Origin of the sequence: Nocardioides sp. NPDC101246 (assembly GCF_044767415.1) — a bacterium.
Taxonomy (GTDB): Bacteria; Actinomycetota; Actinomycetes; order Propionibacteriales; family Nocardioidaceae; genus Nocardioides.
In genome coordinates, this window is the sequence record NZ_JBIWNX010000014.1 from 84,516 (window position 1) to 110,728 (window position 26,213).

The window sequence follows — 26,213 nt, forward strand, 5'->3', positions numbered from 1 at the left end:
ACGGAAAGGGCCTACCGCGGCGAGACGCCGTCCAGCACGTTGTCGACGAGGGCGACGACGAAGGCGTCCGTGACCGGCTCGTCGGGGATGAGGAGGCGGTGGTAGACCGCACCCCAGAGCTGGTCGACCAGCACCTGGGAGTCGATCTCGGCCCGGACCTGGCCGGCCTTCTTGGCGATGTCGATCCGCTCGACGGCGAGCCGCCGGCGCTCCGCGGAGTAGCGCTCGCGGTAGGCGACGGCGAGCTCGGGGTCGGTCTGCGCCTGCCCGATCAGCTGCGCCAGCACCCGGCCCGCCGGGGTCGTCGTCATCACGGTCGCGAAGGCCCGCAGCTGGTCGACCAGGTCGGTGCGTACGTCCCCGGTGTCGGGGAACGCCAGGGTGTCCTCGACGGCGTGGAAGTAGCCATCGAGCGCCAGCGCCCCGATGGAGGGCCACCACTTGTAGAGGGTCGTCTTGCTGGCGCCCGAGAGCCGGGCGACCCGCTCGAAGGTCAGCGCCGCACTCCCCTCGGAGAGGAGGACCTCACCGACCGTCTGCAGGACGCCGGCACGGACCTCCCCCGCCGGGCGGCGGCCTCTGCCCGGACGCTCCGGCAACGCCTCGGAGTCCTTCACGACTGCGTCCCTTCGGCCATTCTCCACACCTCCGCGCCCATCATCTCGCGACCGTGAGCAGGTCCGTCAGACCGACCCGGCCGAGAAACTCTCCGCGGACCCGGTCGGCGACCGCGGAGACCTCCTCCGAGCCGTCGTCCGCCGGGTCGACGTGCACCCGGAAGGGCCGCTCGCCGGCGGGCAGCGCGACGATGCGCGCGATCTCCTCGGAGACCAGACCGGCATGAGCGCCTTCAGGGAAGAGCGCTGCCAGCTCGGCGCCCACCTGGTCCATCAGACCGGCATACCTGGTCTCGTAGGCGTCGACGACCGCGGTGTCGGCGGGGTGCCCGGCATGGGCGAAGTGGTTGGTGCCGCTGGTGAAGGCGCCCGGCACCACGATCGTGGTCTCCACGCCCCAGCGCGCCAGCTCGGCGGCATAGGAGACCGCGAGCGCGTCCATGCCGGCCTTGGCGGCGAAGTAGGGCGCGAGGTAGGGCGGGGTGCCGCCCTTCACGCTGGAGCTGCCGACCCACAGGACCAGGCCGGCGCCCTGCTCGCGCATGCTCGGCAGCGCCGCCCGGTTGAGTCGTTGGGTGGAGAGGACGTTCACGTCGTACAGCTCGGCGAGCTGCTCCGGCGTGAACGCCTCGGCCGGGCCGACGACCATGTGGCCGGCGTTGTGGACCAGGACGTCGATGCGGCCGTGCTCGTCGAGGATGCGGCGTACGGCGTCGTCGACGGACGCCTGGTCGTTGACATCGAGCTCGGTCGCGCGCAGGTCGACGCTGTGCTCGGTGGCGTAGGTCTGCGCGGCCTCGACCTGCGGGGCGTTGCGGCCGGCGGTCTCGCGCATCCCGGCGTACACGACCGTGTCGCCGAGGTCGGCGAGGGCGCGCGCGGTGAGCGCTCCGAAGCCGCTGGACGCGCCCGTGATGAGGACGACCCGGGCACTCATGCGAGGCCTCCGTTCACGAACAGCACCTGGCCGTTGACCCAGCGCGCCGGACCGGCGAGGAAGGCGACGGTCTCGGCGATGTCGGCCGGGGTGCCGAGCCGCTCGAGCGGGGCGGCCTTGGCGAGGTTGTCGATGGTCTGCTCGTCCTTGCCGTCGAGGAACAGCGGCGTGGCGGTCGGGCCGGGGGCGACGGCGTTGACGGTGATGTCCTTGCCGTGCAGCTCGCGGGCCAGCACCATCGTCATCGCCTCGACGGCGGCCTTGGAGGCGACATAGGCGCCGTACGTCGGGAACTGGGTGCGGGTCACGCTGGTGGAGAAGTTGATCAGCGCACCGCCGGCACGCAGCCGGTTGGCGGCGAGCTGGGAGACGACGAAGGTGCCGCGGATGTTGGTGCGGTGCATGCGGTCGAGGGCATCGAGGTCGAGCGTGGCGATCGGCGAGAGCAGCATGATGCCGGCCGTGTTGACCACGACGTCGACACCGCCGAGCTCTGCCTCGATCGCGTCGAACGCGGCGGCCATCGCGACCTCGTCGGCGACGTCGCCGCCGACGGCGATCGCCCGGCCTCCTTGCTCGCGGATGTCGGCGACGAGCTGCTCGGCCCGGGCCGGGTTGCCGGCGTAGTGGACGGCGACAGCGAAGCCGTCGGCGACGAGCCGTTCGACGACGGCGCTGCCGATGCCGCCGGATCCACCGGTGACGAAGGCGGTGCGGGATGTGGTGGACATGGATCCTCCTGGACTAGATGTGAACTCTTCGTCCATATAATCACAATATGTACGTTCCGTCCATATCTTCTGAATCACCAGGATGGCGCGATGTCACAGACCAGACGCCGACTCCGTCAGCTGTTGCGGGTCGGTCTCTGACGCTGCCTGCCGTGGCTACCCTGCGGCTCGCGCCCAGGAGCTCGGCGCCTGGCCGTACTGGCGGCGGAAGGCACGGCCGAAGGTGCCGAGCTCGCTGAAGCCGCTCGCTCGGCAGGCATCGGAGACAGCGGCGCCGCGGGCGAGCAGTGTGCCGGCGAACTCGAGGCGGGCGCGGCGGATCTCGGCCGCCGGCGATCGACCGTCCTCGGCCAGCAGCGCCTGGACCGAACGTACGGACAGGTGGAGCTCTGCGGCGAGGGCGGCCGCGGTGAACTCCGGGTCCCGGAACCGCTCGCGCACCCGCTGGCCCACCGCCGCCCGGAGCGCGTCGCACGTGGTGAGGTCGACCTCCTCGACCTCCTCGACCTCGTCGAGCGCTAACCCGGAGACGTGGGCGGCGTGGGCGAAGGAGAGCAGCCGGGCCCGGCGGTGCCGACGGCGCGGGTGGACCAGGCGTCCGCGATCTACAGGTTCCACGAGGCCCTGGCCGTCCACGCCCGGCGCTCAAGGAGCTGATCCACGAGGAATTCGGCGACGGCATCATGAGCGCGATCAACTTCAAGGTCGACATCGTTCGTCGTTCCGACCCCGGCGGGGACCGGGTCGTGGTCACCTTCGACGGGAAGTTCCTCGACTACAACTGGTGAGGCCCCGCAGCGCATCTCAGCCGGCGTCGGCGTCGATGTCGAGCGGAACCAGGGCCCGGGGCCCGCTGCGACGGTGCAGCAGGCCCCGCAGGGCATAGACGCACATGCTCACGGTTCCGAGGACGATCAGGTGGATCCCGGCAGCCTGGGCGACGGCGAGCGAGGCGGCTGCCCCGGGCCCCGCCACGGCCCAGCTGCGCACCTGTCGGCTTGCGGCCGAGCCGGTCGAGGCCCACGTCGCGAAGTGCTCGCAGTTGTTCCGGATCAGGTGGTAGCCGCGCATTCCGAGACGAGACTCCGCACGTCGGATGATCTCCTCGGTCGGTAGTCGGCCGCGGTAGGTGCGGACGTACACGGGCCCGCCGCAGGCGAAGGACTCGAGCGATGTCCGCTCCACACGCCGACCGGTGGCCGCCGTGCCCGTGTAGTGGATGACGGTCCCGTCACCGGCGTCTATGGCGTGGTGGGTGTAGTAGCGACCCCGGCGGGCGTAGATGTGGTCACCGCGTGCCACCGGAGCACCTGCCTTCTCGGGTTCTCATGCCGCAGGCCTGGACGGCTCGCGAACCACGGGCTGGTTGAACACGAAGCGCCGGAACACCCAGAAACGCGTCGCGGTGCTGATCCCCAGCCCGATCACGTTGGCCGAGACGTTGTCCGCGAGCGGGCTGGACAGCCCCAGGACGTAGCGGCTGATCCACAGGCACACGACCGGAATGGCCATCGTGAGCGCACCCAGGACGAAGAACCTGACCACACCGGTCACCTGATCAGGAGCGTCACGATCCCGGAACGCCCACAGCCGCGTCCCGACGTACGCCACGACTCCGGCGACGATGTTGGCCACCACATACGCGACGATCGGAGCGCTCCGCAGCGGAGCCGTGCCGAGGAGCAGGCCGTGCGCCAGCGCGTTGAAACCCACGAACGACACCACGGTCGCCAGGCCGCCCACCACCATGAACCGAACAACCTCGCCGAGCAGCCGAAGCGCCCGATGTCTCCAGCTCGATGCGACGGTCACCTTTACGATGCTACCGACGAAATGGGCCCGACCGACTTCTCTTTTTACGAGAGTCGCCGACACAGACCAATGGGGTCCTGCCGTCCGGCGTCCCATCGGCAACGGCGGATACCACCGACCAAATCCCCGGCCGATCGGGCAACGCACGAGGGTAGAAAGTCCTGTCTACCCCAATATTGAGTAGGTGACGAAAGTCCCGCAACCCGCTGGGACAGCGCCGGGAGATCCTCCTCTCACAGGCCTCGCCGAGGCGGCCCACGCGCCGCACTTGCTCCTCGGTTTCAAGAGGTCCCCACGATCCACCCGAGATCAGCCCAGACCGACCGCGACAGAAATCCCTGTCCGCCCAGCCGGTCTCGGGCACCTCAGCCCTGCCTGCTCACCACAGGCACAGACCACGACAACCCATGGAGGAACCAACCCATGAACATGCACAGCTCCACGAAGATCGGCCTCGCGGCGGTAGCCGTTGCCGGGGTCGCCACGGTCGTGGCAGCCCCTGGGGCTCAGGCCGCGCAGGACTGCAAGACGACCACCGTGACCTCTCAGGTCAAGGTCGCCGACGAGAAGACGACCACCGAGGTCACGCCTGCGGTCACGCACGTGGAGCACACCGACGCACTTTCTCACGAGGAGTCCCGCTTCTCGAAGGTGGTCAGGGGTGAGAGCCACGAGGCTGTCACCGAGGCCCAGTTCCGCAACTCGGTCTACACCCGGACCTACACGCCCGGCACCGACGCGGTGACCGACACCATCGAGCACCCGGCTCAGACCCACACGGTCGAGCACCCGGCTGAGACCCACACGGTCGTGCACCCGGCCGAGACCCACACGGTCGAGCACCCGGCTCAGACCCACACGGTCGAGCATCCGGCAGAGACCCACACGGTCGTGCACCCGGCCGAGACGCACGTTGTCCACCACGAGGCGGTCACCCATGAGGAGACTCGCGTCAAGGACGGTGGCTACGCCTACAGGCAGAAGACGACCGGCAAGGTCCGCTACCTGACCACGCCTGACTGGAACGGCGAGGACGAGCACGGCGACAAGGGCTGGGTCCGCTTCGCCGGGGGCGACCTGACCGAGACCGTCACCGTCGTGGACGAGGAGGCGTGGGACGAGACGGTCGTGGACAAGGAAGCCTGGACCGAGACCATCGTGGACCAAGAAGCCTGGACCGAGACCGTCGTGGACAAGGAAGCCTGGACCGAGACGATCGTCGACAAAGAGGCCTGGACCGAGACCATCGTGGACCAAGAAGCCTGGACCGAGACCGTCGTCGACACGGAAGCCTGGACCGAGACCATCGTGGTCGAAGAGGCCACTCCTGCCGTCTTCGGCCCGTGGCAGTGGGACCACTTCACCGCCTGGACCACCACGTCCGGCACCCCGGCCGATGAGGACGGTCAGGACGGCGAGGACAACCCGCTGCACCTGTCCCAGATCGGCGAGCAGTACGAGCAGACCGTGATCACCAAGGAGGCCTACACCGACCCCGACGCCACGCTCTACTTCGTCAACGACGGTGAGTCGACCACGAACCTGGCCGACGCATCCTGGACCGCCGACGAGCCTGAGGGTTGGGACCTGGTCGACACCCGCACCGTGGAGGACAGCCCGGCTTCGGATGTCACCGTGGTGGACTCGCCTGCCTCTTCGGTCACGGTCGTCGTCCCAGCTGTCTACGAGACCAAGACCGACAAGTCGGAGAAGTGCGCGGCGGTCGTCAAGGACGCCAGCACCAAGGTCGTCAAGGACGCCGGCACCAAGGCTGACTCCGAGGTCCCGACCCGGATCGATGCCGGTCTTGCCGGGAACCTGCCGAACACGGGCGGTCCGAACGGAGCGCTCCTCGCCGTCGGCGGGCTGCTCGCCGGTATCGGGGGCGTCGGGGCCTTCCTCACCCGCCGCCGGAAGAACGCCTGACCCACTGGTCGAGACCGTGGACGCGTACGCGCGGGGTCATGATCTGCCCCGGGCGAACGAATTTCGTTCGCCCGGGGCGCCACCTCGGACGCGTACGCCGCAGAGACTCAGTGCACGCCGGCCATCAGCCGGCGGATGGGCCGGTTGCCGATGAGCAGCACGACGCCGACGACGACGGAGGCGAGCCCGACCCACCAGAAGAAGCCGCTGTCATCGCTCACGTCGTAGAACTCCGCCAGGCGGCCGGACATCGCGGTGCCGAGGGCGACGGAGAGGAAGAACAGCGCCATCATCTGGGTGCGGAAACGCGCGGGGGCGAGCTTGGTGGCCAGCGAGAGACCGACCGGTGAGAGCAGCAGCTCGGCGACGGTGAAGAGCAGCAGGATGAATGCGAGGCCGATCAGCGGCACCGTGTGCTCACCGCTCGGCATCAGCAGGAACACCCAGAACGCGATGCCCATCAGGATCGTGCCGATCGCGAACTTCACCGGCGTCGACGGCTGACGGGAGCCGAGCTTGGTCCACAGCGCCGCGAAGACCCCGGAGAGCAGGATGATGAAGACCGGGTTGATCGAGTTGACCCAGGAGACCGGCATCTCCCAGCCGAAGATGTCTCGGTCCAGGCGCTGGTCGGAGTAGACCACCATCACGGTGAACTGCTGCTGGTAGAGCGACCAGAAGACGGCGGAGGCGATGAAGAGCGGAACCATCGCCCACACCCGGCTCCGCTCGATGGTGGTGACCTGGCGGCTCAGCAGGATGACGGCGAAGAGTGCGACCGCGGCGACCGCGGCGATGCCGATCACGATGTTGGCCAGTCGAGGCGCGGTGATGACACCGGTCAGGCAGAGCACCACGATCACGGCCACGGTGGCGACCGCGATGGCGATCCAGCGGCCACGCTCGTTGGCGGGCAGCGGGTTGGGGACGACGCGGCTCGTCTCCGGGAGTGCGCTGCGGCCCATGGCGTACTGCACCAGACCGAAGATCATGCCGATCGCGGCCAGCCCGAAGCCGACGTGGAAGCCCCACTGCTTCTGCAGCAGCCCGGTCAGCAGCGGACCGACCAGGGCGCCCAGGTTGATGCCCAGGTAGAAGAGGGAGAAGCCGGCGTCGCGACGCTCGTCGTCGGGGGCGTACAGCGTGCCGACCAGGGACGAGGCGTTAGCCTTCACGCCGCCCGAGCCGAGCGCGATCAGCACCAGCCCGACGCCGACCCCGGCGATGCCGGGGATGAGGGCGAGCCCGAGGTGGCCGAAGACGACCAGCCAGGCAGAGGCGAAGAGCGTACGCTCCGCGCCGAGCAGGCGGTCGGCGATCCAGGCCGCGATGATGGTCGAGAGGTAGACGGCGCCGCCGTAGGCTCCGACGATGCCGAGCGCGACCGGCTCGCTGATCCCGAGACCACCCTCCGCCACGGAGTAGTAGAGGTAGATCGCCAGGATGCCCTGCATGCCGTAGAAGCTGAACCGCTCCCACAGCTCGACGCCGAACAGGTTGGCCAGGACGCGCGGCTGGCCCAGGAAAGACCGCTCGCCGGGATCGCCGGCGGTGGTCTCACTGTGCAGTTGACTCATTACTTCAGGTTCACCCCGCGGCCTTCTCCTGCCCAAATCGAGACCGCCCGTTTAGGTCGATTTGGATAGATGTTGTGGCGTTTGCCACGCCGGATCCGCTGGATCCTTGTATCTCCCTCCGGGGGAGACACAAGGATGGATCGCATGAGCGAGCCGCTGCTGTCGATCGGGACCTTCTCGCGCGCCGCCAGCCTCTCCGTCAAGACGCTGCGCGCCTACCACGCCCAAGGGCTGCTCATCCCGGCGGCGGTCGACCCGGAGACCGGTTTCCGTCGGTACGCCGCGGGGCAGCTGGCCGACGCCACCATCATCCGCCGGCTTCGTGACCTGGAGGTGCCGCTCGCCGAGGTCGCCGCGATCCTGGCCGCACGCGACCCCGAGGTCACCGCCGCAACCCTCGCCCGGCACGCCGATCGGATGCGCGAGCGCGCCCGACAGGTCGAGAAGATCGTCGAGGATCTGTACGCCGCTCCCCCTGCCTCTCGGACCCCGCCGCGCCTCGTCGACCTCCCCGCCACGAACGCGGTCGCGGTGACCGGCATCGTCCGCGACGGCGCCTATGGCGACTTCCTCGAGCCGGCGTTCGAGCGACTCGAGCAGGCGTGCCGATCCGGTCGGATCGAGATGACCGGGCCGGCCTCGGCGCTCTATGACGCCGACTTCGTCGACGACGCGGAGCAGCAGGTCACGGCGTACTTTCCGATTCGGGAGGACGTCGCTCCCGACGGGACCGTGCTGCTGCGGCTGCCGCAGGTCACCGCCGCGGTCGCCACCCACGCCGGCAGCTACGAGACCCTGCCCGAGACCTACAGCCTCCTCGGCTCCTGGGTCGCGCACCACGGCACCCCGACCGGAGACCCGCTCCGCGAGGCGTACGTCATCAGCGTCTCCGACGGCGCCCTGCCGTCGGCCTACCAGACCGACATCGTCTGGCCGCTCACCCCTCGAAAGGACCCCGCATGACCCTGACTCTCGGCGCCATCACCTTCGACTGCTCCGACGCTCTTCGCACCGCCACCTTCTGGGGCGCGGCGCTCGATCGTCCGCTCGACGAGGGGAGCACGGACGAGTTCAGCTCCATCGGCCTGAAGCAGCCCACGCCGGGCGTGCCGGCTTGGCTCTTCGCGCGGGTGCCCGAGCCGCGTCAGGTGAAGAACCGTGCTCACCCCGATCTCATCGCACCCGACCGCACCGCGGAGGTCGCGCGCTTGGTCGGCCTCGGCGCGATGGTCGTCGCGGAGCACGACGAGTTCGGCATCCAGTGGACCGTGCTGCGTGACGTCGAGGACAACGAGTTCTGCGTCGCCGGCGCTCACTGAACCGCTACCACGCGAGCGCGCCATCCTTGTCCTGGAGCGTCCCGGTGGGGACGTCGAGGTCCAAGGTGGCGAGGCGTACGACGATCCTCGCGCTCTCCGCCGGCGGCCCGGCGATGTCCTCGATGCCGAAGCCTGCGGTCATGTCGGTGGCCGTGGGACCGGGCTCGACGGCGTTGAACCTGATCGTGTCGTACGCCTTGGCGTACTGGACCGTCAGCATCGTCGCGGCGGACTTGGACGCGGCGTAGAGCGGCAGGAACATCTCCTGCTCGACCCGGCCCGGGGTGGTGTTGGCCCAGAACGAGCCGAGGCTGCTGGACACGTTGACCACGCGGGGGCTCTTTGAGCGGCGCAGCAGCGGCAGGGCGGCCTCGGTGACCCGGATGATCCCGACCGCGTTGATGTCGAAGACCCGCAGCGCGGTCGGGCCGTCGAGCGGGTCGGCGACGAGGACGCCGGCGTTGTTGACGAGTACGTCCAGGCGGCCCTCGGCCGCCTCGACGGTCGCCAGCGCGGCGGTGACCGAGGCGTCGTCGGTGACATCGAGCTGGACGAAGCGCGCACCGAGCTCGGCGGCCGCCTTCTCCCCTCGTTCGGCGTCGCGCGCGCCGAGGTAGACGTCGTAGCCGGCCTCGGTGAGCTGGCGGGCGGTCTCGAAGCCGATGCCCTTGTTGGCGCCGGTGATGAGTGCGACGGTCATGTGCGTCTCTTCCCTTTCGTAGGTCGGCCCGATCGGGCCGTCTTCGACGCTAGGTCGGCTGAGCGCGACCACCCAGAGCCCTGATCAGACCGGGGCCTGACAGGACCCCCGCTGTCCGCTCGGTGCCGACCTAGGCTGGAGGCATGAGCGAGGCGACGAACCCGTTGGGCGCATTCCTCCAGGCCAGGCGCGCGCTGGTGACGCCGGAGGCGGCCGGCATCCCGGCCGTGGGCGTACGTCGCGTCCCCGGGTTGCGCCGCGAGGAGGTCGCCATGCTGGCCGGGATCAGCGCCGACTACTACCTGCGTTTGGAGCGCGGCCGAGACCGCAACCCGTCGGCGCAGGTGCTCGAGTCGATCGCCCGCGTGCTCCAGCTCGACGACGACCACACCGCCCACATGATGTCGCTGGTCACCGAGGCTCCCCGCCGCCGGCGGCCGCGGCGCCGCAAGGAGACCGTCCCGCCCGGGACGCTCAAGCTGCTCGACTCGATGATCCAGCCCGCCTTCATCGAGGGGCGCTACTTCGACATCCTGGCCGCCAACGATCTCGCCCGCGCGCTCTCGCCACGGCTCGCGGCGGGCGGCAACCAGCTGCGCGACCAGTTCCTCGACCCGGGCCAGCAGGAGTTCCACCCGGAGTGGGAGTCGATGACTGAATGCTTCGTCGGCAACCTGCGCCAGGCTGTGGGCACCGACATCGACGACCCTCGGTTCATCGAGCTCATCGGCGAGCTCTCCCTGGCCAGCGCACGGTTCCGGCAGCTGTGGGCGCGCCATGACGTACGCGCCCAGACCGGCGCCCCGATCAAGATGAACCACCCGCAGGTCGGCGAGCTCACCCTCAACCGGGAGCGGCTGGCGATCAGCGGCACCGACGACCTGATGCTCGTCGTCTACCACCCCGACGCGGGTTCGAGCGACGCCGACAAGCTGGCTCTCCTGGCCTCCGCTGGGCTGCCGACGCGGACCGTCGCCTCGGAGGCTCGGCAGGCCTGACCCGGCTACTGCGGCCGCGGCAGCATCTCCGCGTCGCGGTGCTCGACCATCTCCGGCCGCTCGCGGAGGATGCGGTCGATGCCCCAGGCGCCGAGCGGCCCGAGCGCGGTGTTGAGGCTGCGGCCGTGCTCGGTCAGCGAGTACTCCACCCGCGGCGGCACCTCGGCATACACCTCCCGGTGCACCAGCCCGTCCTGCTCCATCTCGCGCAGGTGCTGGGTCAGCATCTTCTCGCTGACGCCGGGCAGGCCACGGCGGAGCTCGGCGAAGCGGCGTACGTCATAGGTGTCGAGCTCCCACAGGATCAGCCCCTTCCACTTGCCGCTGACCACGTCGAGCGCGGCGTCGATGCCACAGATGTAGGGACCGTTTCGGGGTGGCTTGGCCATGGACTGCTCCTCACTTACCTTGTGGTAAGTACCCCAGTAAATAGTGGGTACTCCCGCAATCGTAGGCGAGTCGTGAGGATGGTGCCATGAACCGAACTCGCACCCCCGTCACCCTCATCGGCCTCGGCCCCATGGGCCAGGCGATGGTCCACAGCCTGCTCGCCGCCGGCCATCCGGTGACCGTATGGAACCGCACCGCCTCGCGCGCCGAGGAGGTCGTCGCCGCGGGCGCGCAGCTGGCCGACTCCCCCGCGAAGGCCGTCGCCGCCAGCGACCTGATCGTCCTCAGCCTGACCGACTACCAGGCGATGTACGACGTGCTCGGCTCGGCCGCCGAGGAGCTGAAGGGCCGCACCGTCGTCAACCTCAGCTCCGAGTCCCCCGACGGGACGCGTGAAGGTGCCGCTTGGGTCGCCGCGCACGGCGCCGACTTCCTCACCGGCGGCGTGATGGTCCCCGCCCCGATGGTCGGGACCCCCGATGCGTACGTCTATCTCAGCGGCCCCGCCGACGTGGCATCGCGGCACGAGGATGTGCTCGCCCGGATCGGCGCCGTCCGCTACCTGGGTGAGGACCCCGGGCTCGCCCAGCTGATGTACCAGGCCAACCTGGACATCTTCCTGACCTCCCTCTCCTCCCTCCTCCACGCCGTCGCCCTGCTCGAGACCGGCGGCATCAAGCCCTCCGCCGCTCTGCCGGAGCTCATGCAGACCCTCGCCGGCATCCCGCCCATGCTCGCCGCCGGCGAGGACCTCGGCGCCCAGCTCGAGGCCGGCCGCCACCCCGGCCACCTGAGCACCGTCACCATGATGGGCGCCACCGCCGACCACCTCGTCGAGGCCAGCGAGGCCGCCGGCATCGACGCCGACCTCCCCCGCGCCGTCCAGGCCCACTACACCTGGGCCCGCTCGCGTGGGTACGGCGCCGAGAACTGGTCCCGCATCATCGACGCCATCCGCCCGTACGTCTGAGGTGAGCGGTCGTCAGGAATGAGCCGTGAGCCAGCCGATCACGTCGGCGGCGATCGCATCGCGTTTGGTCGAGCCTTCGACCACTTCGTGAGTCCGCCGAAGCCGTCTACTCCAGGTCGTCCGTGAAAGTGAGGTCGAGGTCGTGAGCCAGTGCACCGGTGAGGTCAGCCAGCTGGTGCCTATCCAGGAGCGCCTGGCGTAGGTTGACCACCCCGGAGATCGCAGGAAGGTCGTTCCCGCGAAGGTCCGTGCCGCGGTAGGTGCCCGGCCCGAACCTGGTCTGTGTCAGCCTGTTCTCGGTGAAAGCAGCTCGGCTCAGGTCGCTGCCGTCGAACTCGGCCTCCGCCAGCGAGCACCCTACGAACGCGACGGCGCCCTTCGCGACCACATGCGTGAAGGTCGCATAGTCGAGGCGGCACCGCTCGAACACGACGTCCTCCATGGTCACCTCGCTGAATCTGGCGCCCAGGAGTCGGCAGTTGCTGAACCTGACGCGCGAGAGTCTGCTGTCGGCGATTGCGAGTGAGTCCAGTTCGCAGTCGGCGAACTCGACCGATGACAGGCGCACACCGGCGATGTGCGTCCGCTCAGTAGCTACCTTCTGAATCAGTCCGTCGTGGAGGCGCGAGTCGACGACCTCCAGGAGACGAAGGGCCTGATCGCGGAAGGAGAAGTAGGTGATCGGATCATCGGCCGTCTCGAGGGTGGACACCGCCTGCAGATCACGCTCGTCGAGGGCCGGCAACGTTACGCGTGTATCGCGGATCGTGAACGTCTCCATGGGCCTTCACCCTATGTGCGGGCGAGTCAGCGTCCGCATCTATCTCTTCTTCCAGTTGTCCCAGGTCGGCCGGTCGTCGAAGCGGTTGGGGAGCCCGACGAGGTCGAGTTCGCGGAGAAGGACATCCGGGAACTGCTCCATCTGCGGTGAGGCCGTCAAGACCCGGCGATCAGCCACTCAGGCAGATCTCCGAGCTGCACACGCCGGGCATGGCGCTCCTCGCCCCATCCGAACGTCGTCTCACACACCCAGTCCTCGACATCCCAGCCCAACTGCTGGAGCGCATCGATCAACACAGACGGATCATGCAGATCCTCCGAGCGCCCCAACCTCCACGTGCCACCCTCATTCGTGGGCCGATACGTGACGTGCGCCCACACGTACTCGTCCCCATCCTCGGGGTACGTCCACCGCAGCTCCCACGGCTCCCGGAACGAGCTGTCGAACTCCGTGCCGACCACGACAGCGAGGGTGATCTCGGGGATCTCATCCTCCGTCAGCGCACTGTGAACGAGCGGCCGAATGACCTGATCCCGAAGCCTGCTCACGAAGGAGGTTCGACTCATGTCGCACCTCCTTCGATCAGACTGGGCCCAGAACAGTCATCGTCACGTACGCCCCCGGGCAGATGCCACTCGAATATGAAGAGCCGGCATGATCTTGGGCGCTGCCGCCGCAAGAGGGCCCAGGTACGCAGGTGCGATCCCGACGGCGTCATCCAAGCCCAGCAGGTCGCTGGTGTGGCTGCGGCTGGAATCCATCCCCAACGCAAGGGACGTGCAGCACCCAAACGGCACGAGGTGAACGGACCACCGATGTGCTGGACGCGTGACCTTCTTGGAGGATCCTGCGCCGAGCCCCGGGCAGGAGAAGCTGTACGCCGAAGACCTCGCCGACGACGGCTACGTTTGGGACCTCACCCGGGTATGGGCACACCAGCCCGAGGCGAGAGAACAGCTCACGAGACTGTTCGATGCCACGGCCGATGCTGCGGGGCTGACGCTGCGCGACAAGGCCGTGATCGTGATCGCACAGGCAGCGGTCGTCGGTGACGCCTACTGCGCTGTCGCGTGGGGCAAACGACTGACCGACTGTGCAGACCCGCAGACCGCTATCGCCGCGCTGACCGCAGACGACGAGCCGTTCAGCGCACGCGAACAAGCGCTGGCCGCTTGGGCCCGCACCGTCGCCCGCTCCCCCGGAAGCAGCACGCCGCGCGACGTTCAGCGCCTGCGCGACGCAGGGTTCAAGGAGCCCCAGATCGTGGCTCTGACCATCTACGCCGCGCTGCGCACGGCCTTCTCCAGCATCAACAGCGCCCTCGGCGCCGGTCCAGACCTGCCGCTCAGGGAAGCGCTCGATCCGGACGTACTGGCGGCCATCACCTGGGGGCGTAGCCCTGGGTGACACGGGACGACCAACCGCCCCGTTTCCGCCCACTATGACGCGGCCGTATGGCGGTCGCCCGCTGAGCAGAGGTCAAGCCATCGCGATGGCCAGCTCGCTCTGATATACCGTCTTCAGCGCGGCCGAGACCTGCGCCCAGGATCTGCGCAGACTCCGGCGCCGTGATTCTTTTGGCCACATTGCTGGACGCTACCGAAGGGTCGTGTTCCAGGCTCCTACGACGCGAGCATTAGCGTCTCCAGCACTGCCCGCTGGATTACATTGCCAGTAAGCGTCGATGTGTATGTAGTGACGCGCATGGTGGCTACGTAGCGGTCTTCGATCACAGCATGAGACAAGAGCTCCGGCGCTGCCTTGCCGCTGTGGATCTCGCCGAGGTCATCGGTGATCGCGAAGCGTGATTCGTTCGCGTCAGCCGCTGTGAGAGTGCCGCTCACGGTGACAGTGTCGAACTCCTCGTCGACGTCCTTCAGCCACTTGGACAATGCAAGCGCCTGCTCCGGCTGGAGCGCCACGGCCGCCTCAGGCCGTAACAACCACTCGAACCGAACCTCTAGGTGAGCCTCATGCACCTTGGCAAAGAAATGGGCGAACCGTTTCGTCGCCTCCACACCCAGGTTCTGCACGAGTTCGATGACCTCATCTGGCGGCCTCGGATTGACTTCGGACACGCCCGCGTCGGCCAACAGCAGAAAGTCCGACAGCGTGCCGACCAAATCAGTGTGCTCGAGGGCAGCCTCATGTGGTGCGAGCTCCACAGCAAAGGACCCCGGCTTGAAGGCATTGACCTCAGTCTCGAACGAGCGCGCCACCAACGCGGGCGGGTCTCCGAACACCCCGGGGCCCGCAAGGCGGGCCCATCCGGCATAAGTCACGGCCTTCTGGAACCGGTTCAAGAGGTTTGCTAGAACTGACGTCGGGAGGCTGTGTCTGTAGAGCGCGCCCTTCTCAGCGAAGGTAAGCTCGAACGCCTCCGACTCCAAGCCCTCCAACTCAGCACCCAGCACGGAAATCCGGTCCTCAGCCTGCGCGCGCAGCAACTTACCCAGGAATCCTTGGGGTTCTCCGGAGTCGTCGAGCAAACCCGTCAAGCCAGCAAGCTCCGCTTCCATCTGCTGCCTGACCAGATCTAGGTGATCGTCTGTCATGTCATCACCTCGATATAGCCCTTTGTGACCCCTGCAACGATCAACTTTGCCCGGTTCTTGTACGCAGGCCAAGAGGTCTCCGTTGCGTTCTTCCAGTGTAGGTATGTCTTGTGCTCGGGGTGTGCTGGAGCACATGGCGTCACTAGGTAAGCATCGCAGTGGAAGCGACTCATCCGCTGGCTCCAGAGGAGTCCGAATGCCTGCTGCTGGGCCGGAGTCAGCGCGTCGATCCCTTCGGCGTCGACCCAGATGCTGACGTCGGTGTCCTTCGGGGCTGGCCGCGAGGTCACAAAACTGCCGTCAAGGAACACGTGATCAACCGGGACATAGCCCTTAACGAGCGTCAGGAACTGGTTAAATAGGCCCCACAGTTCAACTCTGCGTTGGTAAGTCGGTTGCGTCTGGACTAGAGCCGCCTCGACTTCCGCAAGCGTCGCTTGGTGGATTCCTACAGGAAGCAGCAGGTCCTTCTGCCCAGCATCAATTAGATCAGGTATCAACGCCCAGCCTCTCCCCTGTGGACCTCGAAGGTGCCATCCTGCCCGAGAGCGACGGGCATCGCGGCAGATTCTCGAGATTGCGGTGGGTCCGGACATGCTGTCGCCGGGCACAGGGGTGGCATCTGCTCGTCGTCCACGCGGCCTCCGGCGGGTCGAGCCCGACAAGCTCTGGGCTCGGCTTCACGAATCGGTGTCAGCACGGTCTAGCCCATTCGCCGCCTGTGGATGCATCGCGACCGGGTCACTTGAGGTATCGCTCAACCACCGGGCAATCCCCGCCCGAATGGATGCCCATACGCGCGCACCGCTGCGTCCACTCTCCGGCGTGTGCAAGGTCGTCTCCAACCCCTGCCTGGATTCCCTCGTGCCAGATGTCCCAGGTGCGCTTGGACAACTGCCCGAGACGGGCATGTTCGTACTGGTCCTCGCACAGGCGGAGGTAGCGGCGCCTGTTCACGTCCTCGCTCTCCGTCGCCCGGAGTCGGTCGTCCTCGATGCCCCAGAAGCGGCTGACGAATGTCTGTTCGAAGACCGCCTGTGCTTGTTGACGGCTAAGGAACAACTGGTACATCGCAATGAAAACTCCGACCGCGGTCGCGATGCTGGCGATGTCACCCATCATGGATGACGAGGATAGTGGCTCGGAACTTGAGACGCATGTGTCTTACTGCCGTGACGACCACAACCAGACAGTGCTGACTCTCGTAGGATGCGCCGGTGCCTTTAGCCATGCTCCCTGGCGTCTCAGCGGACGCCACCGTCGACGCATTGACAGACCAGTTGAACCGATTAAGCACGCTTGGGACTGGAAACAAGTACGAGCAACTCACCCAGTACCTGCAATGGGCCACGCAGGCAGCAAACCGCCTGCGTAGCGTTGTCTCGTCTGATGACGTCGCGTTCCTCGTGCTAACCCAGCGGCACTGGGTGCTCTGCGGAGTCGACCCTGCGGCGAACGAAGCGCTCTACACGCTGGTGAACACCGAGATCGACGAGCGCCGTCAAGCGCTACAGGATGCGCTGGACGATCTTCGAGCGGTTCGGCGCCAATGGCAGCAGCGTCGCGGGAGCATCCTGGTTCCAGACACGAACGTGCTCCTTCACCACAAGCTGCCGCTGGAGAAGATCAACTGGCAGGGGATCGCTTCAGACAGCATGGTCCGGGTGGTTATCCCGATACTTGTCGTCGACGAGCTCGACAAGCGGAAACGCGACCGTGAGCCGATTCGTGCACGCGCGCGCCAGACGCTCCGCACGCTGGAGGAGTCGTTCGCCGACCCTCGATGGACAGCCACCTTGACCCCGGGAAAGTCCACGGAGCATGCCAGCATGCATCTGCTTCTGGATCCGCCCCGGCACACGCGCATGCCTGACCCCGATCGCGAGCTTATTGATCGAACTATCGCTCTGGGCATTGAAGCTTCCCGACAGGTCACCCTGGTCACCTTCGACACCAGCATGATGCTGCGGGCCCGTGCTGATGGCGTCGCTGTCGTCAAGCCTTCGCCGGTCGAGGAGCGCGGCTCCGACTAGGTCGACTGGGCCGAACGGCCTACTTGGGGTTTTGAGCGGCACATTCAGCACCACTGTCATTCCGCCGCCAGCGATGCGCCTGTCCGCTGCATGACGACGCGGACCTCCGGAGAGCAAACGGGCCCGAGGTCATAACCCGTCTCCGGGGTGCCCGTCGACCAAGTGGATGTGCTTCGTTCGCCCCGGTGAGAACTGAGCAATGTGCCTTGGGGTGCCGTGGTGCTCACGGCTCGGCTTGAAAAGACCACGGGCGATCGCGTCGTCATAGGCCCCCACACCGAGCGGGTATTCGGTGAGGACTCCCGTGAGCTGATGGCGTTCGACCCATGCCAGACCGTCCGCCTCGGAAGCGAACACTCCGCTCACGAACCGTGCGCCTTCCCCGTGGAAGACCCAGACGCTGTCAAGTGTGGACTCCATACGCGAATGCTTGCAGAAGGGCGTGGCGTGCTCCCAAGGTGCGTCCTTCCGCCGCGTATGACGCATGTCGTGTGGAAGCATCCCAATCCATGATTCGGGCTGTGGTGTTTGACGTCGGCGAGTGCCTGGTTGACGAGACCCGCGAGTACGGGACTTGGGCGGACTGGCTGGGGGTGCCGCGGCATACGTTCTCGGCGGTGTTCGGGGCGGTGATCGCTCGTGGGATGGACTATCGCGAGGCGTTCCAGGTGTTCCAGCCGGGGTTCGATCTGACTGAGGAGCGACGGAAGCGGGAGGAGGCCGGGCAGGCGGAGCGGTTTGGGGAGGATGACGTCTATCCCGACGTACGTCCTGCTTTGAAAGCGCTGCGCGAGGACGGGTTGTGGTTGGGACTAGCCGGGAACCAGACGGTGAGCGCGGGGCGGATCCTGCGGGCGCTGGACTTTCCGGTGGACATGGTCGCAACCTCCGACGACTGGGGTGTAAGTAAGCCGGATCTGGGGTTCTTCGAGCATGTCATCGATGCGGCCCCGTACGCGGCCAACGAGATCCTCTACGTCGGGGACCGGCTGGACAACGACGTCCGGCCGGCGGCCGAGTCCGGGATGGCGACGGCGTTGATCCGCCGGGGTCCGTGGGGTGTGATCCAGGAACACGACCCGGCGGCAGACGACATCGCGACGCTCCGGATCTCCTCACTCACCGAACTTCCCAAGTGGATCGAAGCCCTCAACGAGAGTGGACTGGACGGCCGCTAGGTTGATCACCATGGCCGAGCGCAGCGCGACCCAGTGGATCATCCATGACGAGAAGATCGTCGACGACAAGCTCAAGATGGTGCTCAGCCGGGCGAGTGTGGAGCTTCCTGATGGGACCCTCTTCGATCAGTGGGTGATGCGGATTCCCGCAGCGGTGCTGGTGCTCATGGTCGATGACTCCGAGCGCGTGCTGATGATGTGGCGGCATCGGTTCATTCAGGACCAATGGGTGTGGGAGCTGCCAGGCGGCTACCTCGATGATGGCGAAGAGCTGCACGTCGCTGCTCTGCGGGAGGCCGAGGAAGAGACCGGCTGGAGGCCACGCACGATCGAGAAGTTCTTGGAGTTCCAGCCGCTGGTCGGCACCGTCGACCAGCCGAACATCATCTACCTCGCTCGAGGAGCCACGGACACCGGCGCCGCTCCCGACGTCAACGAGACCGACACGGTCCGCTGGATCCCGCTGGACGAGATCGAAGGCCTGATCGCCGAGGGCAAGATCATCGGGGCTGGCTCGGTCGCGCCGTTGTACAAGCTGCTGCTGGCTCGCGCTGAAGGCAAGCTTCGGGGTCAGGACGCCTGAGCAGGCGACAGGAGCGACATGAACTCCTGCACCGCCGGCAGCCCCGCATGAGGTGCGAGCCTGCTGGCGAGGTCGCGCAGGTAGTCGCGCGACCGCTCTGACTTCAGCTCGACCGCTGCCTTGGCGGCGTCGACGGCGATCGTTGCGGCTTGCTCGACCTCGCCGGTCTGGTGATGAGCGCGGGCCAGGAGCGCCAGGTTGAACTGGCGGCCCCTGGCGTACGAGCCGTCCATGTCCAACGAACGTTGGGCGAACGGTAGCGCGAGGTCTCCTCGGCCGAGCGCTGTGAAGCATTGGCCGAACTTCGCCGCCAGGTACGACTGGTCGAAGTAGCCCAGCCACTGGGGAGTGGCGGTGTTCTCTGCCTTGTCGAAGGCACGCTCGGCACGGTCGAGAGCGACGGCGCTCGCCGCCTGGTCACCGAGAACGGCATGTCCCTGCGCCTCCAAGACCGCTGCCTCCGCAGCGAGCGCTCCGATACCCGAATCGGTGGCGGCGCGTTCGGCAGCACGAGCAAGATCGACCGCTTCCATTCCGTGGCGGAGGTAGGCCGCTTGATGACTCATGGCCGCGAGGATCTCCGCGCCGAGCGGACGGTCGTCTGCGGCAGCCGCCATCCGAAGCGCCTGGGTGAGATAGCGCTGCGCCGTCGCGTGCCGGCCGATGTCATAGGAGGTCCACGCCGCAAGCTGTATCACTTGGGCGGCGACAGAGAGGAGGCGACTGCCCACCGCACGGTCGTAGCGTCCTTGGAGCAAGGCAGCGACGTCGGTACTGAGGAAACGTACGACGGCGTCACGGACCTGGCCGCCACCGAACCTGTTGTCCACCTCGCGGAAGGCTCGCAGCATCTGGTGCACGAGCTCGACATCCGGGGTTCCGACGACTCGGACGCCTGTGCCGACTGGGTCTGCGGCTGGCGGGGCGGTGAGCCATCTGAACGCTGGGATCGTGTACGCCGAGGCGCTGAAGCCTGCTTCCAGGAGGAAGTCACGACGGTTCACGTCTTGCTGCCACATCGTCATCGCCTCTCCCAAGCTCAAGGCCCAGTCAGGATGAAAGTCGAGACCGTTCGCGGATTGCCCGACCAAGGCGGGCGATGTCGTCGACGCCGCGGGTCGGGTGAAGAGAGCCTGCTCCGCCCTGGACAAGTGGGTGAGGTCCAGGGCGTCGACCAGGTCCGCAGGAACACAGCCGTGACCAAAGGCGACCGCGAGACCGGCGAGCGCCTCGGGTGTGGGCTTGGTGCCGCCATAGGGCCAGTTCTCCCATTCGGAGATCCGACTCTCGGTAACCGCGAGGCCGGGGTTGGCGACGCGGAACTCCTGGGCCAGACGCCATTGCGGCCAGTCCAGCGCGTAGCGCCACGCGAGGCGCGGCCGCAGCCCAAACCGGTCCGCCATCCCAGCAGCCACCGCCGGCACCGAGAGTCCGGCGGCGAGCAACTCATCACGCATCTGATCCCGTGATGCCTTCGCGCTTCGCGCAGCCATGTCCACCTCCCGAGCGCCGGCCACCACCCCTACGGGCTTCCGGTTGGAGGCTACCCGGGTTCAGCCCCGTCGGGGGGCCTGCGAATTGGCGGAAGGCAGATCTTCCAGGGCCTGGAAGATCCTGCGGAAGGTTCCGGGGACAACAGGGTCTTTCGGCCCGATCCGAGCCAAGACTCGACTCATCCGGGCGGACGGATGGCCGTCGAAGCCCCTGTCCGCCCGGATTCCAGCAACATGAGGAAGCGACAGAGAGACTCGGATGTCATCGCTCAGCAGGGTCCGGCCAGGCCGACCACGACACATGCCGGACAACGGCGTAGGCACCCCGCGCGAACAGGTCCTGGAGGCCGCCGCGCGCCTGTTCACCAGCAAGGGGTTCGCGGCGACCTCGACGCGCGAGATAGCCGAAGCAGTCGGGATCCGACAGGCATCGCTCTACTACCACTTCGCGGGCAAGGACGAGATCCTCGAAGCGCTGCTGGCCGCGACGGTGAGGCCGACCCAGATGATGGTCGAGGAGATCGTGGCCCTGGTTCCGCCGGAGCGGGTCGAGACCGCCCTGTGCCTGCTTGCACTCGTCGACATCGAGACACTCGCGCGGGTGCCGCACAACATCGGGGTTCTCTACCAACTGCCTGACGTCGTCTCCGCCACCAACCTCGACTACGCGAGCTTCCGAGAGGCCCACGGCGAGCTCACCGAGGCGTACGCGGATCTCGGGTCCCGCCTTGCCGCCCGTCACGGGGTGACCGCTCCTCCCCCGGCACTTGGCTCGATGCTGATCCAACAGGTCGAAGGCGTGATCACGCTGCGCGCCGACGGCCACGTCGTCGACAGCACCCACGCCATGGAGATCGCGGCCGGCTGTCTGCGGCTGTGCGGCTGTGCGCAGACCGAGGTGGAAGGTGCGACTGACCGCGCGTCAGCTCTCCAGGAGAAGACCTCGTTGCTCGCACGAGGTGCGTAGACGCCGCGCGCCTGCGTATCGAGCAGGCGATGCTAGGACCCGACGTTCGCCGAGTCACTTGGTGTGCACCACACGAACCCGCGAAGAGGTCCCGATGACAGACGCACCGACAAGTAACGACGAGCTCGATGTTGTGCGGAGTGCTGCATCGCAAGCGGGGCTGGACTCAGCTGACGCTCGTCTACTGCGGAACGGCACCAACGCCGTCTACCTGCTCACGAAGGCGGGGGTCGTGGCCCGCGTCGGCCGCCCAGGAACCGCACGAGGAGCCGAGCGGCAGGTGAAGGTCGCGACCTGGATGTCCGCCCATGGCATCGAGACGAACCTTCCGATCGCTGGTTTGGACCTGGTCCTCGTCGACGGCCGCCCGATGACCTGGTGGACACCCATCCCGGCGCATCGTCACGCCACGCCTGCCGAGCTGGGGGCGGTGCTTCGTAGGCTCCACGACCTCCCGGCGCCAACCAGCTTCGACCTGCCGAGACTCGACGTGGTCGGTCACGTCGCCCAGCGCATCGCATCAGCAGGAGCGTTGCCCACCTCCGACCGCGACTGGCTCCGAGACCGCCTCGCCAGGATGAGCGCGGACTTGGCAACCACCGAGGTGCACCAGGCCCGCCATGTCGTGCACGGCGACGCTTGGCAGGGCAACCTGATCGTCCCTGACGGCGGCTCACCGATCCTCCTCGACTTCGACAACGTCTCGATCGGACACCCCACCTGGGACTTGATCCCGCTTGCCGTCGACCACGAGGACTTCGGCCGCATCAGCAGCGACGACTACGGGGCATTCGTCAGCGCCTACGGCGGCTACGACGTACGCGACGCTCCCTGGTTTCGAACACTCGCCGACCTGCAAGAGCTGCGCTGGACCGCGTACGTCGCGGAGAAGGCGGCGACCAGCCCTGCCGCGGCGGCCGAGGTCTCCCATCGACTCGCCTGCCTACGCGGCGAGATCCCCCGACCCTGGAAGTGGTCTGCATTCTGACGGGAGCGAACGATCAGGAGGCAGTGCAGACGAAGGGACGGTCCAAGCGCACGGCTGCCACAATGCCCAGGTGACGGGTGATCTGGAACGCGCCGTTGAAGCCGCGCGCACTGAGCTCGAGGCCTCGGACTACACGGACCAGGAAGCTTGGACAGCCCTTCAGCGAGCGGAACGACGACTCGCTGCCGCGAGACGCGAGCCCTGGGCGGAGCCCATTGACCTTGGAGTCGATTGGGATGCCGGAGCGCCGCTACCGCACCTCGTCTCGAACAGGTCCAAGGTAGTTCTGATCTGTTATGCCTACGTCGAAGACCCGCAGTGGGATGGCACGTACGCCACGGTTGTGACTCCGGCTGACACCAGCCCTGCCACGTTGATCGAATTCACCTTCGAGGGTTGCTACTCCACGCGGTTCGGCGGGCCGAACGACGAGGTGCTGCGCGGCCATCCTCTGGACAACCGGGGACTCGAGGCGTACCGACCCCACCTCGTTCACAACTCGCCCTGGATCAGCGAGGAGGAGCGCATCAATTCGGTGCATGCCAATCACCGACGTGGATGGCACCAGCGGCTCAATCACTACTTCTTCGTCTTCCACGACGAAGTATTTGAGGCCCTGGCTGAATCGGTGAGCGTGCGGAGCGTACGCGCAACGATCGCCGAGGCCCTGGCTCGGGCGGCCCACGAAATCGTTGTGGAATGACTCGGTGAGAATCGTGGAACTCCGACCCTGGGTGTGGGCCGCCTTCTGAACGGCCTCTCAACCGCGGAGGTTCGCGACCATGGTCGGGAGCTGGGTGCCGAACATCTCGACCCGGTCGACGGATCGGATGGGGAGGTCGACGGACGTACCCCAGGCGCCGGTGCCGTCTCGGACGGTGCATGTGCCGAGCCACTGGGTGCGGCCGTCGGTGCCGATGAGGCGTACGTGGTAGGTGCCGTTCGGGGCGTCTTCGACGGACATGAACAGCCACGATGGCCGTCCTTGGTAGGCGAAGACGGTTCCGGCGCTGGCGCCGTCGAGATGGAGGTCCGCGGCGCGGAGGTAGCTGCCGTCGGCGGTGGAGAGCACGCTGCGGTAGTCGGCGGCGACGTCGCGGTCGTCGGCGCCGCGCCACCAGGTGAGGCCGGCGGCTAGGGTCGCGACCAGGACCATCGCGGCGGCGACGAGGAGGCCGGTGCGGAGCCTGTGCCGGGGGGCTCGCTGATCGAGCGCCGCCAGGACTCTGACGTCGAAACCGGCGGGCGGTTCGCGCTCGGGTACGAGGAGCAGCAGGGCGTCGACGGTGCCCGAGACCTCCTCGAGCTCGCGTCGGCAGCTCGCGCAGTCGGCGAGGTGTGCCAGCCCACGAGCCCGCGACTCGCCGGACGCCACCCCCATCGCCAGCTCCGGGATCAGCTCTCGCACCTCCCGGCAGCGCTCGGAGTCAGGCATCGCGCACCCCCATTCGTTCCCGCAGCTTCTGCAGGCCTCGGCGTACGCGGGTCTTCACCGTTCCGGCCGGTATGTCGTCGCGGGTGGCGATCTCCCGCGCGGTCAGCCCGAAGTACGTCATCAGCACGATCGGAGCGGCCATCTCGGAGGGGAGCTCCGCCAGCGCCTGCCGCAGCGCGAGGGCGGTGTCCGGGTCATCGCTCGAGTCACTCTCGTCTCGTACGGTCAGAAGAGCCACCAGCAGGTCCGGGTCCATCGGATCGTCGTGACGGTAGCGGATGGCATCGATCGCCGCGTTCCGGGTGATGGTCAACAGCCAGGTGGAGGCACCCCCGCGTCGAGGGTCGTACGTGGCAGCGTGTCGCCACGCCTTGACGAAGGTGTCCTGGGCAACGTCCTCGGCGAGGGCGGGCTGCTGGACGATCGTGAGGGCGAGGCCGTAGACGCGAGCCTGATGGCGGCGGACGAAGGCCGCCGCCGCGTCCTGGTCGCCGCTGGCCATCGCGGCCAGCAGCGACTCGTCCGACACGGCCACCGTTGGTCCTAGGATCCGGTCGGACGACGGGGAGTCATACGAAGAAACCGTACGCCGTCAGTAGCCATAGCCACCACCGCCGTTGTCGTCCGGCGTGGACGACTTCGAGGGGGTCGAGGACCCGTCGGTCCGCGCTGCCGCCCACACGAACTGGGTGCCCTGGAAGTCATCGGTGAAGCCGTCACCCTTGAGCTCCCCGGCGCCCTCCTCGGCGAAGGTGTACAGCGGCAGGCGTTCGTGGGTCAGCTGGGACTTTCCGTCGGGGCGTTCCACCGTCGCGAAGTCGTCACCCAGCGCGGAGTTCGCCGCGTCGACGTCGGCATCCGTCGCGACGACAGGCTTCCAGAAGTCCGCGCAGGCGTCGACGCAGTGGATCTTCCCGTCCTTCTCGACCTCGGCGGTGTAGAGCGTGTGTCCGTCGGCATCGGTGAGCACGCCGGTTCCGTCGACCTCGGCCGACGCGACGAGTGCCGATCCCCCACCGCCGGCGTCAGATCCCTCACCGCCGTCGTCGCTGCCGCAGCCCGCGGCGAGAAGTGCTGTGGCGGCCGCCGCGACGACGGCCGTTGCCAGGTGCGAAGTCGAAGGTCTCATGCCAGGTATACGGGCCGGCCCGCCCCACGGGATTCATCCAACCCGAAACTCGTGGTCGCGCTCGAGCGCGTCGAGCACGTCGGCGGCGTCGAAGATCTCCCCCGGTGCGCCGGCGCCAGCACGACGGCGACGGCCGTCGAGGAGCCGGACGGCGCCCTCGACCACGATCGGCGCGGTGACGGCGTAGATGTCGCGGCCGGTCGCGGTGATCCGCTTGACGTCGGCGCCCTGACGTACGCGGACGTCCACGGCGAACCGCTGGGCCGAGCGTCCTGACTCGTCGCTTGCGGTCGGCTCCGGTGTCGCCTCGTCGCGGAGCTCAGCGAGCGGAGCGCTGTTGAGGTAGGAGCGGAGCTCACGGACGTCGAGGTGGTTGTCGATGGTGATCACCTCGGAGAACGGCAGCTCCACCACCGACTGCTCGCCCAGCGGCTCCGGGTAGGTCCAGGCGCCGGTCGGCGCGGGGCTGGGCAGCGGGGCCAGGGAGCCCTCGCGGATGACCAGGCGAGTCGCGGTGTTGCGGGCTCCGGTGATCCGGGTGCCGGCGGTCGGCCACCAGCGGTCCAACCCGATGGCGACCTCGACCTCGTCGGCCGACGAGCCGCCGAGGACGGCGGTCACGAGCAGGTCGGCGAGGCCACCGTAGAACGCCATCGCCGGGACCACGGAGACGTCCATCTCTCGGGCTCGGGTGTCCAGCTCTCGATAGAGCGCCTGTACGACCGGCTGCTCGGCGGTGACGTCGAGATAGTGGGCACCGGACTCGACCGCGGCCCGGGCCAGTGGGAGCGCGGTGTCGAGGAAGGGCCCGGCGCAGTTGATGACCGCGGCAACGCCCTCGATCGCCTGCCGCAGCCGCTCGGGGTCGTCGACGCCGACGACTCGACTCTCCAGGCCGGTATGGCGGGGCGGTACGTCGGCGAGACGCTCCGCGCTGCGGCCGGCGAGCACCGGGGTCAGCCCGCGGCGCACCAGCTCATCGACGACGAAACGCCCGGTGTGACCGGTGGCGCCATAGACCAGGACTCGCTCAGCTGTGTTCATGGCTCCATCCTCGGGCCCGAGGATCTGCCTCACGAGTGTCCGAAAGGACG

At 67.7% G+C, this 26,213-nt stretch carries 33 protein-coding genes; 13 read left to right on the forward strand and 20 right to left on the reverse strand.

The window, feature by feature from the left end:
• Nucleotides 1-11: 11 nt before the first annotated feature.
• The 4 genes from ACIRON_RS23700 to ACIRON_RS23715 all read right to left on the reverse strand — a co-directional run bounded on the left by ACIRON_RS23700 (nucleotide 12) and on the right by ACIRON_RS23715 (nucleotide 2,903).
• Nucleotides 12-617: a TetR-like C-terminal domain-containing protein gene (locus tag ACIRON_RS23700; protein ID WP_402996060.1), complete on the reverse strand. Its 606-nt coding sequence runs from the start codon at nucleotides 615-617 to the stop codon at nucleotides 12-14.
• 40 nt (nucleotides 618-657) lie between these two features.
• A complete protein-coding gene (locus ACIRON_RS23705; protein WP_402996062.1) occupies nucleotides 658-1,554 on the reverse strand; it encodes an SDR family oxidoreductase in 897 nt (298 codons plus the stop codon).
• Nucleotides 1,551-2,285: an SDR family oxidoreductase gene (locus ACIRON_RS23710; protein ID WP_402996064.1), complete on the reverse strand. Its 735-nt coding sequence runs from the start codon at nucleotides 2,283-2,285 to the stop codon at nucleotides 1,551-1,553. The genes ACIRON_RS23705 and ACIRON_RS23710 overlap by 4 nt, the downstream gene beginning before the upstream one ends.
• 156 nt (nucleotides 2,286-2,441) lie before the next feature.
• On the reverse strand, nucleotides 2,442-2,903 hold the full coding sequence (locus tag ACIRON_RS23715; protein ID WP_402996066.1) for a helix-turn-helix domain-containing protein: 462 nt from the start codon (nucleotides 2,901-2,903) through the stop codon (nucleotides 2,442-2,444).
• Between the two features lie 65 nt (nucleotides 2,904-2,968).
• Here ACIRON_RS23715 and ACIRON_RS23720 point away from each other — a divergent pair, with 65 nt between their 5' ends.
• Nucleotides 2,969-3,073 (forward strand): hypothetical protein, encoded by a 105-nt coding sequence (locus ACIRON_RS23720; protein WP_402996068.1) that lies wholly within the window; start codon nucleotides 2,969-2,971, stop codon nucleotides 3,071-3,073.
• A gap of 16 nt (nucleotides 3,074-3,089) precedes the next feature.
• Here ACIRON_RS23720 and ACIRON_RS23725 read toward each other — a convergent pair whose 3' ends face one another.
• Both ACIRON_RS23725 and ACIRON_RS23730 read right to left on the reverse strand, forming a co-directional pair.
• Entirely contained in the window at nucleotides 3,090-3,587 is a 498-nt protein-coding gene (locus tag ACIRON_RS23725; RefSeq protein WP_402996070.1) for a lecithin retinol acyltransferase family protein, read from the reverse strand.
• Between the two features lie 24 nt (nucleotides 3,588-3,611).
• The gene (locus tag ACIRON_RS23730; protein ID WP_402996072.1) at nucleotides 3,612-4,097 is read right to left on the reverse strand and encodes a GtrA family protein; all 486 of its coding nucleotides are present in this window, start codon (nucleotides 4,095-4,097) and stop codon (nucleotides 3,612-3,614) included.
• 423 nt (nucleotides 4,098-4,520) lie between these two features.
• Here ACIRON_RS23730 and ACIRON_RS23735 point away from each other — a divergent pair, with 423 nt between their 5' ends.
• Nucleotides 4,521-6,023 (forward strand): LPXTG cell wall anchor domain-containing protein, encoded by a 1,503-nt coding sequence (locus tag ACIRON_RS23735; RefSeq protein WP_402996074.1) that lies wholly within the window; start codon nucleotides 4,521-4,523, stop codon nucleotides 6,021-6,023.
• Nucleotides 6,024-6,130: 107 nt separating this feature from the next.
• Here ACIRON_RS23735 and ACIRON_RS23740 read toward each other — a convergent pair whose 3' ends face one another.
• The gene (locus ACIRON_RS23740; protein ID WP_402996076.1) at nucleotides 6,131-7,600 is read right to left on the reverse strand and encodes a peptide MFS transporter; all 1,470 of its coding nucleotides are present in this window, start codon (nucleotides 7,598-7,600) and stop codon (nucleotides 6,131-6,133) included.
• 144 nt (nucleotides 7,601-7,744) lie between these two features.
• On the opposite strand from ACIRON_RS23740, the gene ACIRON_RS23745 reads away from it, so the two are divergent.
• Together ACIRON_RS23745 and ACIRON_RS23750 are read left to right on the forward strand one after the other, a co-directional pair.
• Nucleotides 7,745-8,563 carry a MerR family transcriptional regulator gene (locus ACIRON_RS23745; RefSeq protein ID WP_402996078.1) on the forward strand — a complete coding sequence of 273 codons (819 nt, stop codon included), beginning with the start codon at nucleotides 7,745-7,747 and terminating at the stop codon, nucleotides 8,561-8,563.
• Nucleotides 8,560-8,919, forward strand: a complete 360-nt coding sequence (locus ACIRON_RS23750) for a VOC family protein (RefSeq protein ID WP_402996080.1) — start codon at nucleotides 8,560-8,562, stop codon at nucleotides 8,917-8,919. The genes ACIRON_RS23745 and ACIRON_RS23750 overlap by 4 nt, the downstream gene beginning before the upstream one ends.
• Before the next feature lie 4 nt (nucleotides 8,920-8,923).
• On the opposite strand, the gene ACIRON_RS23755 is transcribed toward ACIRON_RS23750, so the two are convergent.
• Complete coding sequence (locus tag ACIRON_RS23755) at nucleotides 8,924-9,619, reverse strand: SDR family NAD(P)-dependent oxidoreductase (protein WP_402996082.1); 696 nt, start codon at nucleotides 9,617-9,619, stop codon at nucleotides 8,924-8,926.
• Nucleotides 9,620-9,762: 143 nt separating this feature from the next.
• Between ACIRON_RS23755 and ACIRON_RS23760 the strand changes: the two genes are divergently transcribed.
• Nucleotides 9,763-10,617, forward strand: a complete 855-nt coding sequence (locus ACIRON_RS23760) for a helix-turn-helix transcriptional regulator (RefSeq protein ID WP_402996084.1) — start codon at nucleotides 9,763-9,765, stop codon at nucleotides 10,615-10,617.
• A 5-nt stretch (nucleotides 10,618-10,622) separates the two neighbouring features.
• Here the strand turns inward: ACIRON_RS23760 and ACIRON_RS23765 are convergent, their stop codons facing one another.
• Complete coding sequence (locus tag ACIRON_RS23765) at nucleotides 10,623-11,006, reverse strand: winged helix-turn-helix transcriptional regulator (protein WP_402996086.1); 384 nt, start codon at nucleotides 11,004-11,006, stop codon at nucleotides 10,623-10,625.
• 86 nt (nucleotides 11,007-11,092) lie between these two features.
• Between ACIRON_RS23765 and ACIRON_RS23770 the strand changes: the two genes are divergently transcribed.
• Nucleotides 11,093-11,977 carry an NAD(P)-dependent oxidoreductase gene (locus ACIRON_RS23770; protein ID WP_402996087.1) on the forward strand — a complete coding sequence of 295 codons (885 nt, stop codon included), beginning with the start codon at nucleotides 11,093-11,095 and terminating at the stop codon, nucleotides 11,975-11,977.
• 106 nt (nucleotides 11,978-12,083) lie between these two features.
• On the opposite strand, the gene ACIRON_RS23775 is transcribed toward ACIRON_RS23770, so the two are convergent.
• Entirely contained in the window at nucleotides 12,084-12,758 is a 675-nt protein-coding gene (locus ACIRON_RS23775; protein WP_402996089.1) for a pentapeptide repeat-containing protein, read from the reverse strand.
• Between the two features lie 155 nt (nucleotides 12,759-12,913).
• Nucleotides 12,914-13,324 (reverse strand): hypothetical protein, encoded by a 411-nt coding sequence (locus tag ACIRON_RS23780; RefSeq protein WP_402996091.1) that lies wholly within the window; start codon nucleotides 13,322-13,324, stop codon nucleotides 12,914-12,916.
• Between the two features lie 262 nt (nucleotides 13,325-13,586).
• Between ACIRON_RS23780 and ACIRON_RS23785 the strand changes: the two genes are divergently transcribed.
• On the forward strand, nucleotides 13,587-14,165 hold the full coding sequence (locus ACIRON_RS23785) for a carboxymuconolactone decarboxylase family protein (RefSeq protein WP_402996093.1): 579 nt from the start codon (nucleotides 13,587-13,589) through the stop codon (nucleotides 14,163-14,165).
• Nucleotides 14,166-14,380: 215 nt separating this feature from the next.
• Here the strand turns inward: ACIRON_RS23785 and ACIRON_RS23790 are convergent, their stop codons facing one another.
• The 3 genes from ACIRON_RS23790 to ACIRON_RS23800 form a co-directional block, all read right to left on the reverse strand.
• Nucleotides 14,381-15,313: a hypothetical protein gene (locus tag ACIRON_RS23790; protein ID WP_402996095.1), complete on the reverse strand. Its 933-nt coding sequence runs from the start codon at nucleotides 15,311-15,313 to the stop codon at nucleotides 14,381-14,383.
• Nucleotides 15,310-15,813, reverse strand: a complete 504-nt coding sequence (locus ACIRON_RS23795; RefSeq protein ID WP_402996097.1) for a DUF6932 family protein — start codon at nucleotides 15,811-15,813, stop codon at nucleotides 15,310-15,312. The genes ACIRON_RS23790 and ACIRON_RS23795 overlap by 4 nt, the downstream gene beginning before the upstream one ends.
• 241 nt (nucleotides 15,814-16,054) lie before the next feature.
• A complete protein-coding gene (locus tag ACIRON_RS23800; protein ID WP_402996099.1) occupies nucleotides 16,055-16,435 on the reverse strand; it encodes a hypothetical protein in 381 nt (126 codons plus the stop codon).
• Nucleotides 16,436-16,530: 95 nt separating this feature from the next.
• Here ACIRON_RS23800 and ACIRON_RS23805 point away from each other — a divergent pair, with 95 nt between their 5' ends.
• Nucleotides 16,531-17,346 (forward strand): PIN domain-containing protein, encoded by an 816-nt coding sequence (locus ACIRON_RS23805; RefSeq protein ID WP_402996101.1) that lies wholly within the window; start codon nucleotides 16,531-16,533, stop codon nucleotides 17,344-17,346.
• Between the two features lie 129 nt (nucleotides 17,347-17,475).
• On the opposite strand, the gene ACIRON_RS23810 is transcribed toward ACIRON_RS23805, so the two are convergent.
• Nucleotides 17,476-17,766, reverse strand: a complete 291-nt coding sequence (locus tag ACIRON_RS23810) for a hypothetical protein (protein ID WP_402996103.1) — start codon at nucleotides 17,764-17,766, stop codon at nucleotides 17,476-17,478.
• Between the two features lie 101 nt (nucleotides 17,767-17,867).
• Here ACIRON_RS23810 and ACIRON_RS23815 point away from each other — a divergent pair, with 101 nt between their 5' ends.
• Complete coding sequence (locus ACIRON_RS23815; protein WP_402996105.1) at nucleotides 17,868-18,524, forward strand: HAD family hydrolase; 657 nt, start codon at nucleotides 17,868-17,870, stop codon at nucleotides 18,522-18,524.
• A gap of 10 nt (nucleotides 18,525-18,534) precedes the next feature.
• Nucleotides 18,535-19,107 carry an NUDIX hydrolase gene (locus ACIRON_RS23820; RefSeq protein ID WP_402996107.1) on the forward strand — a complete coding sequence of 191 codons (573 nt, stop codon included), beginning with the start codon at nucleotides 18,535-18,537 and terminating at the stop codon, nucleotides 19,105-19,107.
• Here ACIRON_RS23820 and ACIRON_RS23825 read toward each other — a convergent pair.
• Nucleotides 19,095-20,600, reverse strand: a complete 1,506-nt coding sequence (locus tag ACIRON_RS23825; RefSeq protein WP_402996109.1) for a hypothetical protein — start codon at nucleotides 20,598-20,600, stop codon at nucleotides 19,095-19,097. The genes ACIRON_RS23820 and ACIRON_RS23825 overlap by 13 nt on opposite strands.
• 301 nt (nucleotides 20,601-20,901) lie before the next feature.
• Between ACIRON_RS23825 and ACIRON_RS23830 the strand changes: the two genes are divergently transcribed.
• The 3 genes from ACIRON_RS23830 to ACIRON_RS23840 all read left to right on the forward strand — a co-directional run bounded on the left by ACIRON_RS23830 (nucleotide 20,902) and on the right by ACIRON_RS23840 (nucleotide 23,258).
• Entirely contained in the window at nucleotides 20,902-21,567 is a 666-nt protein-coding gene (locus tag ACIRON_RS23830) for a TetR/AcrR family transcriptional regulator (RefSeq protein WP_402996111.1), read from the forward strand.
• Between the two features lie 94 nt (nucleotides 21,568-21,661).
• Nucleotides 21,662-22,555 (forward strand): phosphotransferase enzyme family protein, encoded by an 894-nt coding sequence (locus tag ACIRON_RS23835; protein WP_402996113.1) that lies wholly within the window; start codon nucleotides 21,662-21,664, stop codon nucleotides 22,553-22,555.
• A 70-nt stretch (nucleotides 22,556-22,625) separates the two neighbouring features.
• On the forward strand, nucleotides 22,626-23,258 hold the full coding sequence (locus tag ACIRON_RS23840; RefSeq protein ID WP_402996115.1) for a hypothetical protein: 633 nt from the start codon (nucleotides 22,626-22,628) through the stop codon (nucleotides 23,256-23,258).
• A 57-nt stretch (nucleotides 23,259-23,315) separates the two neighbouring features.
• Here the strand turns inward: ACIRON_RS23840 and ACIRON_RS23845 are convergent, their stop codons facing one another.
• Genes ACIRON_RS23845 through ACIRON_RS23860 form a run of 4 tightly spaced genes read right to left on the reverse strand, consistent with a single transcriptional unit; the run spans nucleotide 23,316 to nucleotide 26,163 of the window.
• Nucleotides 23,316-23,990 carry a zf-HC2 domain-containing protein gene (locus ACIRON_RS23845; RefSeq protein WP_402996117.1) on the reverse strand — a complete coding sequence of 225 codons (675 nt, stop codon included), beginning with the start codon at nucleotides 23,988-23,990 and terminating at the stop codon, nucleotides 23,316-23,318.
• Nucleotides 23,983-24,525: an RNA polymerase sigma factor gene (locus ACIRON_RS23850; RefSeq protein ID WP_402996119.1), complete on the reverse strand. Its 543-nt coding sequence runs from the start codon at nucleotides 24,523-24,525 to the stop codon at nucleotides 23,983-23,985. The genes ACIRON_RS23845 and ACIRON_RS23850 overlap by 8 nt, the downstream gene beginning before the upstream one ends.
• Nucleotides 24,526-24,582: 57 nt before the next feature.
• A complete protein-coding gene (locus ACIRON_RS23855) occupies nucleotides 24,583-25,119 on the reverse strand; it encodes a hypothetical protein (RefSeq protein WP_402996121.1) in 537 nt (178 codons plus the stop codon).
• A gap of 33 nt (nucleotides 25,120-25,152) precedes the next feature.
• Entirely contained in the window at nucleotides 25,153-26,163 is a 1,011-nt protein-coding gene (locus tag ACIRON_RS23860) for a saccharopine dehydrogenase family protein (RefSeq protein ID WP_402996123.1), read from the reverse strand.
• Nucleotides 26,164-26,213: the final 50 nt, after the last annotated feature.